This is a genomic window from Winogradskyella bathintestinalis, assembly GCF_030407435.1.
In the GTDB taxonomy this organism is placed as follows: Bacteria; Bacteroidota; Bacteroidia; order Flavobacteriales; family Flavobacteriaceae; genus Winogradskyella; species Winogradskyella bathintestinalis.
The window spans coordinates 1-3334 of the sequence record NZ_JASDDK010000024.1; the positions used below are offsets into that span (position 1 = coordinate 1).

Annotated in this window: 1 protein-coding gene; it reads left to right on the forward strand. The window is 42.8% G+C overall.

All coding sequences use genetic code 11. From position 1 onward, the window contains the following. A partial coding sequence (locus QMA06_RS16380) for a T9SS type B sorting domain-containing protein (protein ID WP_290207992.1) occupies window positions 1-3334 on the forward strand: 3334 nt, incomplete at both ends.

The following is a 3334-nucleotide window of genomic DNA, read 5'->3' on the forward strand; positions in this document are numbered from 1 at the left end:
AATGATGGTTTTGGTCTTTTTACCCTTACGGATGTAGATGATGAGATTACGGGAGGCGCTTCGGGTCTAGAGGTCACTTACCATGAAACCCAGACCAATGCCAATAATGGAGTAAATGCCATAGATACCACCACCAGCTATAACAATATCGTACAAGATGCTCAATCGCTCTATGTTAGAGTAGAGAGCGAGACTATAGCCACGGACTGTGCTACTATTGTAGTACTAGAATTAATAGTAGAGCCAAGCCCTCAATTAATAGCACCGACCCCTTTAGAAGTTTGTGATGATATTTTAGCCGATGGCTTTGCCACTTTCGATCTTACCAGCAAGTCTGATGAAATACTAAACGGCCAAGACCCCGCACAATATATTCTGAGCTATTATGAAAGTGAAGCCAATGCAGACATCGCCGATAATCCTATAACAAACCCATTGACTTATACCAATACGGACGATTTTAACCAAACGGTTTGGGTGCGTGTAGAAGACAATACTACGGTAGAAGGCTGTTACAAGCTAACAAGTTTAGAGCTTATTGTAAATGCCTTACCCGTTTTAGTAACCCCAGCACCATTAGAGTTGTGTGATGCTATTACGTTAGACGATGGGCAAGAAGCGTTTACGTTAGAAGAAGCCAATGCCGAGATATTAAACGGACAAACAGGCATTACTTTAACATATTACGAAACCCAATTAGATGCAGAGAACGCCACGAATCCAATAGGCAGTCCTTACACCAATACGAGCAATTCTCAGACAATTTTTGTAAGAGCCCAAAATGATATTACTGGCTGTTACAATACCGTTACTTTAACGCTCAGAGTAGATCCTATTCCATCACCAGAACCTAACCCCGACCCTATAGAAGTCTGTGACGATGATAACGATGGTTTTACCGAGTTTGATTTGGAAATGCGAACCATGGAGATCACCAATGGCGAATCGGATGTTAAGATAACTTACCACGAAACCCAGAGTGATGCCGAATTAGGAGAGAACGCCATTACAGGACTTTACACTAACATTGTCGCCAATAATCAGATGATTTATGTGCGTTCCGAAAGCACGCTGACGGGATGTTATAATCTTACGCAGAACACCCTAGAGCTCATTGTACACCCAGCACCAGAAGTGCCAACAAGTATAGCGCCATATACCATATGCGATAGCGATGATGACGGGTTAGCGCAGTTCGACCTCACCACCAAAGAAGAAGACATCCTCAATGGTCAAGATCCCGCAGCAGTGGTATTGACTTATCATGTCAGTGCGGCCAATGCCGAAGATGGAATCAACCCTATTATTAATGTAAGTAACTATACCAATACCGCTAATTCACAAACAATCTATGTGCGTTTATACGATCCCGTCACCACTTGTTTAGACACCGGTATGTTCGAGTTGATGGTGGCCTTACCACCAGTAGCGGTACAGCCTACACAATTAAACGAATGTGATGATCTAGGAGAAGTACCAGGAGATGAAATCACGGTATTTGATCTTACGGTAAAAGATACAGAGATCACAGGAGGCAATGCCAGTTGGTCAGTAGCCTATTATGAGACCAATGCCGATGCACAAGCCCAAGAGAATGTCATCCCTGATCCTACACAGTATACCAACACCGAAATAAATGGACAAGGGCCCAACCCACAAACTCTTTATGCTGTGGTAACAGACACCAATACAGGCTGTGTAGATTTTACAACATTAACAATAAGAGTATTACCCAACCCAACCCCAACGGCAAGCGATCTGTTGCCCAACCTAGAATTGTGTGATGACCTCAATACAGGAGATGGGGAAGAGGTATTTAATTTACGAGGCTTAGCAGGCAATAATGAGCAAGAAGAACTAATTCGTAACGGTGAGAACGGAGTAACTATCACCTATTACGAAGATCTAGACGATGCCAACTCAGGAACAAATGCTATTTTAGATCCCACGCAGTATAGTAATATAGCATCGCCACAAGAGATTTATGTAAGGATGACTAAGGATGCCACGGGCTGTTATGCCTTGGTAGATTTTACTATCGTGGTGAACCCCTTACCAGAAGTGGTTGCCGTCACGGATTTTATTCAATGTGAATTATTCACTGATAACGTAGACAGTTTTGACCTCACGACAAAAGATGCCGAAATCCTGAATGGCCAAGATGCTAGCCAGTTTATCGTGAGCTACCACGCAGATTTGGCGGATGCCGAAGCCGGAATGAACGGTCTGGTAAGCCCGTACACCAATACCAGCAACCCACAACAGATTTTTGTAACCATTACCAATAATGTTACGGGTTGTTCCATCAGTACGCAGCGCTTTAATATCGAAGTTCAAGAGGCCGCACAGGCCAATCCAGATATGGATCCTATTCTATATCAGGCATGTGATGACAACATGGAAACGGATGGAGATACGACCAATGACAGTACTCAATTTGATTTAACAACAATGAATGGTAATGTGTTGGACGGTCAAGATACCACTAACTATATGGTGAGCTATTATGCCAATGAAGCGGATGCCAATGACAAAGTCAACCCATTACCAACCTTGTACGAAAATGTGGTTAACCCACAGGTGGTTTACGCTAGAGTAGATAACGATACCCCAGGTACAGTAACCGATGAAGATACGCCTATCTGTTATGCGGTTGCCGCACTAACCTTACAGGTCAACCCATTACCAGAGTTTGATTTAGCAGACCAATATACCTTATGTATTAATACCAACGGCAGCGAAATATTGGACCCCTTGGTGATAGACACGGGCCTATCGGCTACCGATTATAGTTTTGTATGGAGTTATAATGGCACTGAGATGGCTGGGGAGACAGGATCGCGTTTAACGCCGACTCAAGGAGGGAGTTATAGTGTATTAGTTACCGATATCAGCACCTCTACGGTAACCAATTGTACCAATACAGATACCACAGAAGTTATGGAAAGCGAACCACCGAGTATAAGCATTAATTTATTGACTCAAGCTTTTGCAGATAATCACGTTGTAGAAGTCGTACCGGGAGACGAAATAGGGGAATATGAATATAGTCTAGATCATGGACCATGGCAAGACGAGACGGTATTTAACAATGTCTCACCAGGTCAGCACCATATTATGGCAAGAGATAAGAACGGTTGTGGTATTACTACTAAGCCTGTGTTTATAATAGATTATCCGCTGTATTTTACGCCAAACGGAGATGGTCAAAACGAAACTTGGAACATCGAAGGTATTGGAAATGATGCAAAAATTTATATATTTGACCGTTACGGAAAATTGTTAAAGCAAATAAGTCCAGGAGGAACAGGTTGGGACGGTACTTACAATGGTA